This window comes from Bradyrhizobium guangdongense, from assembly GCF_006483445.1.
Taxonomy (GTDB): domain Bacteria; phylum Pseudomonadota; class Alphaproteobacteria; order Rhizobiales; family Xanthobacteraceae; genus Bradyrhizobium; species Bradyrhizobium guangdongense_A.
In genome coordinates, this window is record NZ_PPPT01000273.1 from 1 (window position 1) to 5,744 (window position 5,744).

Consider the following 5,744-nt stretch of genomic DNA (forward strand, 5'->3'; position numbering starts at 1 on the left):
GTAAAGAGCCTTTTGCTCGGCTCGGCGGCGGGTCTGATCGCCGTCGGCGGAGCGCAGGCGGCCGATCTTCCCGTGAAGGCCAAGGCGGTCGAATACGTGAAGATCTGCTCGCTGTACGGTGCCGGATTCTACTACATGCCGGGCACTGACACCTGCATCAAGTTCGGCGGCTACCTGCGTGCCGACACGGTTCTCGGCGGCGCCGGTGACTATGGTTTCCGTGCAAGCGCGAACGCTGGTTCGAACAACCGCCTGACCAACTACTACTACAGCCGCGCTCGTATGGACTTCACCGTCGATACGCGTACCGCGACTGAGTACGGCGTGGTTCGTACCTATGCCGATATGATCTTCACCTGGGATACCCAGTCGGTCGTCGGCAGCAACCCGTCCGCGAATCCGAACGTGCTCGGCGGTTCCGCCACGCTCGGCCTCTACCATGCGTTCATCCAGTTCGCTGGCTTCACCTTCGGCCGCACCGTCTCGATCTTCGACGCACCGTGGCAGAGCTATCCGGCTGGCGGTCCCGATACCATTCCGGGCGGCTCGAACAACGTCACCGGTATCAATCAGGTCACCTACACGGCTGACTTCGGTCAGGGCATCACCGGTTCGGTGTCGTTGCAGGACATGACCACCGCGGCGTCGGGCCAAGGCAATCTGTGGAACCTGGCGGGCGCAACCGCGGCCGGCACTGTCACGGGTGTCTATGGCACCAACGATTGGGGTGGCACGCGTTCGCCCGACATCGTCGGCCAGATCCGCGTCGACCAGGCCTGGGGTCTTGCCCAGTTCTCGGTTGTCGCGCATGAAATGCACACCGCCTACTACGGCGCCACGGAACCCACCGGTCACCCCAGCGACAAGTGGGGCTGGGCTGTGCAGGGTGCCTTGTCGATCAAGAACATCCCGACTGGTGCGGGTGACTCGATCAACTTGCAGGCCGTCTATACCGATGGTGCAAGCCGCTACAACTTCCAGAGCCTGTTCCCGCAAGCCTTCTTCATGTTCAGCGGCACGGGCGCGGTTGGCGCCTACCAGAGCACCGGTTTCGCCGGTATTGCTGACGGTGTCTTCACTCCTGGCACCGGAATCGAGTCCGTCAAGACCTGGGGTCTCCGTGGTGGCTATACCCACAACTGGAGCCCGAACTGGACGACCGGCATCTACGGCGGTTACGCTCAGCTGCAGTACGGTACCGCAGGTAAGGCAGGCATCTGCGCCAATAACCTGGTTCTGATCGGCATGGCCCTCGCGAACTGCAACCCGGACTTCAACTTCGGGGTTGTCGGTATCAACACGGTCTGGACCCCGGTCAAGGGCCTGGCCTTCACTGCGGACCTGAGCTACTCGCGTCTGGACCAGAAGTATTCTGGCCTGATCGCAAGCCCGGGCATTGCGACCGCCGCCAAGCCGGCCGCAGTGTATGAGATGAAGGATCAGGACTCGCTCCAGCTCCTGCTCCGCGCTCAGCGCAACTTCTAAGTTCGATCTACAGATCGATCTGAGAGCCCCGGCGGGAAACCGCCGGGGTTTTTTCTTTTTTGGGGCCGAGGCCGAGGTCAAGGCGCGCCTTGCGAAGGTGCCTTGCACGCGGGCCCGGAGATATGGCTTCTATCCGGGGACGGCCCGCGGGGAGCGGTGTGAAATCCCGGCACAGGCGCTGTACTTTCATTCTCCTCGAGAGCAAGCGGTGCTGCCGTTGTTCTCTCCCGCGAAGGCGGCTAGAGCTTCGCACCGGTGCCCCAAAGCACGCCAAATCGGGATCCAGGAGCCCAAGCGGATGTCCCAGCAGAGCCCCAACAAGGGAGCGTCGGTTCACTCGGCTGTTCTGGACCAGGCGATTGCTGCGCACCGTTCGGGCAATATGTCGGAAGCGGAGCGGGCCTACACCACCATCCTCAGGGGAAGCAAAACGCATCCCGTCGCGCTCCACATGCTGGGGCTGTTGCACGCCCAGCGCGGCAATTTCGCGGATGCCGAGCCGCTGCTCAAGAAGGCCGCCCGGGTCAATCCCGGCGATCCCCATGTTCTCTTCAACTATGCCAACGTGCTGCGTGCATTGGGCAAAGCCGATGATGCGCTCGCCTGGCTTTCGAAAACGATTGCCCTATCGCCGAACTTCGCCGATGCGCATCTCAATCGCGGCGCGATCCTGATTGCACGGCGGGAGCTTCGCGAAGCCATCGCGGAATTTGATCGCGCCATTGCGATCGCGCCCTCGAGCGCCGCGTTCGCGAACCGAGGCAGCGCGTACCAGCAGCTTGGTCAGCTCGATGAAGCGCACGACAGTTACACAAGAGCCGTCGAGCTCGCACCGTCGAATCCAGAGTACCATTTCGCCTTGTCAGAGGTCCTTGTCCAAATTGGCCGACACGACGAAGCGATCGGCGCGCTCGAACGAACCGTCGCTCTGGACAGGGCCTTCCCGTTTGCGTTGAGCAAGCTGGTTGCCGCCAAACGGACGCGCGCCGACTGGCGCGGTTTCGAACGTGAGCAGGCCGCCCTGGACGAGGCCGTCGGATCCGGCGTGCCGGTCGATCCCTTCACGTTCTTTCATGCCTCCTCGTCTCCCGCACTCCAATTGACCTGTGCGAGGACATATGTCGCAAACGTCGCCCCGGAACGAGGAGGCGTGATACCGAGGACGCCGTCACCGCATTCCCGGCTGCGGGTCGCGTATCTGTCCGCCGATTTTCGCAACCACGCCACAGCAAATTTGATGGCCGGACTTTTCGAAGCGCACGACCGCACGCGTTTCGACGTCAGCGCCATCTCCTACGAACCGGATGACCGCAGCGAGATGCGCAACCGCTTGAAGGCGGCATTCGAACGCTTCGAGGACGTGAGCCAACTGGCTGACGAGGACGTGGTCAAGCTGATACGCCAGCTCGACATTGAGGTCCTCGTCGATCTCGGAGGCTTCACCGCCGGTGCGCGACCGAAAATCCTCGCGCGCCGGGCGGCCCCCATCCAGGTCAACTATCTCGGCTTTCCCGGCACGATGGGCGCGTCCTATATCGACTACATCGTTGCCGATCGGATCGTGATCCCCGAGGAGGAGCAGAAATATTACACCGAGAAGGTGATCTATCTCCCCGACAGCTACCAGGCGACCGACGCAAAGCGGCCTATCCCCTCAATCGCACCGGCCCGGAGCGAGGTTGGGCTGGCGGACGACGCGTTCGTGTACTGCGCGTTCAACCGAGCGTCGAAGATCACGCCCCCGCTGTTCGATATCTGGATGAGGCTGCTGACCAAGACTGCCGGCAGCGTCCTTTGGCTGCTTGATGGGGACCCGATCGCCAGGGAGAACCTGAAGCGAGAAGCCGTAGTGCGCGGCATCGCCGCCGAGAGGCTCGTATTTGCCCCGCACGTCTCTGCTGGGGAGCACCTGGCGCGCCACCGGCTCGCCGATCTGTACCTGGACACATTACCTTACAATGCCCATACCGCGGCCAGCGACGCGCTTTGGGCTGGCTTGCCGGTCGTGACCTGCCTCGGTACCGCCTTTGCGGGACGTGTTGCAGCCAGTCTCCTGAATGCGGTCGGCCTTCCAGAGCTGGTGACGCGTTCGCTGGACGAATATGAGAGCTTGGCGCTTCGGCTTGCGCACGATTCCGAACTTCGGGCCGCCCTGAAGAGCAGGCTGGCGTCGCATCGGACCACCTGGCCCCTGTTCGATACGGCCCGCATGACGCGACACGTCGAAAAGGCTTTTGATGAAATGTGGCGCCGGCATTGTGCCGGCGAAGCGCCGGCGTCGTTTGCCGTCTAATTCCCGTGATGAGGTCGCCTTGGCGCGACGCCTAATGTCATTCCTTCAATGGGCTTCACCGCAATGAGTAACAACGAACCGGACCTTCTGCGCGACCTCATCCAGCCGGCACGGCTGACCTCGGTGGTTGATGTCGGGGCCAATCCGATCGACGGTGAGCCGCCCTACAAGGCGATGCTGCAGCGAAGACTTTGCAGCGTCGTTGGCTTTGAACCGCAGGACGAGGCGCTTGCGGCGCTCAATGCCCGCAAAAGCGACCTCGAGAGCTACTATCACTACGTCGTCGGCAACGGGCACAAGGCAAAGCTGCGTCTCTGCCGACTGCCGGGAATGACGAGCCTGCTGGTCCCGGATCAGAATGCGCTCTCGCATTTCGCGAAATTTGCCGAATGGGGCAGCGTGGTCAGCGAACATCCGGTCCAGACCCGCCGGCTCGACGATATCTTGGAAATCCGGGATCTGGATCTCCTGAAGATCGACGTCCAGGGTTCGGAACTGGCCGTCTTCGGAAGCGGGCGCCAAAAGCTAAAGCAGGCGGTTGCCATCCAAACGGAGGTCTCGTTTCTCTGTCTCTACAAGGAGCAGCCGACATTCGGCGATATCGATGTCGAGTTGCGCAAGCAGGGGTTCGTTCCCCACGCCTTCACGGACGTCAAACAGCGTATGATCGCACCCTTGAGCGATCCGTCCAATCCTCATGCGACCATGAATCAGTTGCTGGAGGCCGACATCGTCTATGTCCGAAACTTCATGCGGCCGGCCGACATGACGGTCGAGCAACTCAAGCATCTGGCGATGATCGCTCATCATTGCTACCGCTCGTTCGACCTTGCTGCGAACTGCGTTCACCACCTGATTGCGCGCAAGGCGATCCCCGATCGGTCGGTCCAGGACTACATGGCGTCGATCCAGCTTCCGCAGCGCTGAATTGATTGGGCCGTGATTCTGGCCATCCTGTCGTGATGACTTTTTCGTGCCGCAGCCCTGGATGCTCCGGATCCGGGCGGAACGGGATATACTGTGGCGCGACCGGTCGGTTATCGCCAAGGAGGATACGATGCGAACGCTTTACATGGTGGTAGCCCTCGTCGCGACGACGCTCGCCATCGCGCCGGCGAAGGCCCAACGCTATGGTTCCAATGCCCCCGTGTGTCTGCAGAAGTGGGAATGGGGTGGCAGCAGCTCGATCTATTGCGCCTATGCGTCCTTTGAACAGTGCAGGGCGTCGGCGATGGGGCTTTCAGCGATGTGCGTGGCCAATCCCTATTTTTCGCAGGGTAGTCCACGCGACCGCGCGGCAATGCCTGGCGGCCGGGACTCCTGGGTCCGGTGATCGAGGGTTTGCGCTTCGCGGGAAGCCTTGCTGAGCGCACAATGCGCCGTTGGTAAGTTCGCCCGCTATTCCACGCTGCCGGCGCCGCGATGCAGATCGGCCTCGATCTGCAGCTTCGTGCCGCCGCCGAAGCGGGCGCGATAAACCTGCAAATTCTCCATGATCCGCTGCACGTAATTGCGCGTCTCCGAGAACGGGATCAGCTCGACCCAGTCCACGGCGTCGACCTTGGGATCGCGCGGATCGCCATAGCGATCGATCCACTTCTTCACGCTGCCGCGCCCGGCATTATAGGCGGCAAAGGTCATGATGTAGGAGCCGCGGTAATCCTCGAGCAGTCCGCCGAGTTCGGCCGAGCCGAGGGTCGCGTTGTAGACCGAATCATTCTTCAGCCGGGACAGGTCGTAGGTCGCGCCGTGGCGCTTGCAGACGTAGCGCGCCGCGTCCGGCGTCACCTGCATCAGCCCGTAGGCCTGCGCCGGCGACACCACGGCCGGATTGAACGCGCTCTCCTGCCGGGCGATCGCGTAGACGATGCTGCGCTCGACCTCGGGCCCGATCGGCGTGAAGTTCGGGATGCCGTTGACCGGGTAGGCGTAGTGATCGAAGGGCAGGCCGCGGTTGAGCGCGGCC

At 62.4% G+C, this 5,744-nt stretch carries 5 protein-coding genes; 4 read left to right on the top strand and 1 reads right to left on the bottom strand.

What is annotated here, in order from left to right:
- The 4 genes from C2U70_RS31445 to C2U70_RS31460 all read left to right on the top strand — a co-directional run.
- On the top strand, window positions 1–1,485 hold a 1,485-nt coding region (locus C2U70_RS31445; protein ID WP_140982515.1), incomplete at its 5' end, for a porin.
- A 298-nt stretch (window positions 1,486–1,783) separates the two neighbouring features.
- Window positions 1,784–3,778: a tetratricopeptide repeat protein gene (locus C2U70_RS31450; protein ID WP_140982516.1), complete on the top strand. Its 1,995-nt coding sequence runs from the start codon at window positions 1,784–1,786 to the stop codon at window positions 3,776–3,778.
- Window positions 3,779–3,841: 63 nt separating this feature from the next.
- The gene (locus C2U70_RS31455; RefSeq protein ID WP_140982517.1) at window positions 3,842–4,705 is read left to right on the top strand and encodes an FkbM family methyltransferase; all 864 of its coding nucleotides are present in this window, start codon (window positions 3,842–3,844) and stop codon (window positions 4,703–4,705) included.
- Window positions 4,706–4,835: 130 nt separating this feature from the next.
- Window positions 4,836–5,111: a DUF3551 domain-containing protein gene (locus C2U70_RS31460; RefSeq protein WP_140982518.1), complete on the top strand. Its 276-nt coding sequence runs from the start codon at window positions 4,836–4,838 to the stop codon at window positions 5,109–5,111.
- A gap of 65 nt (window positions 5,112–5,176) precedes the next feature.
- Here the strand turns inward: C2U70_RS31460 and C2U70_RS31465 are convergent.
- Window positions 5,177–5,744, bottom strand: a 568-nt coding sequence (locus C2U70_RS31465) for a lytic transglycosylase domain-containing protein (protein ID WP_140982519.1), incomplete at its 5' end; no start/stop codon positions are given.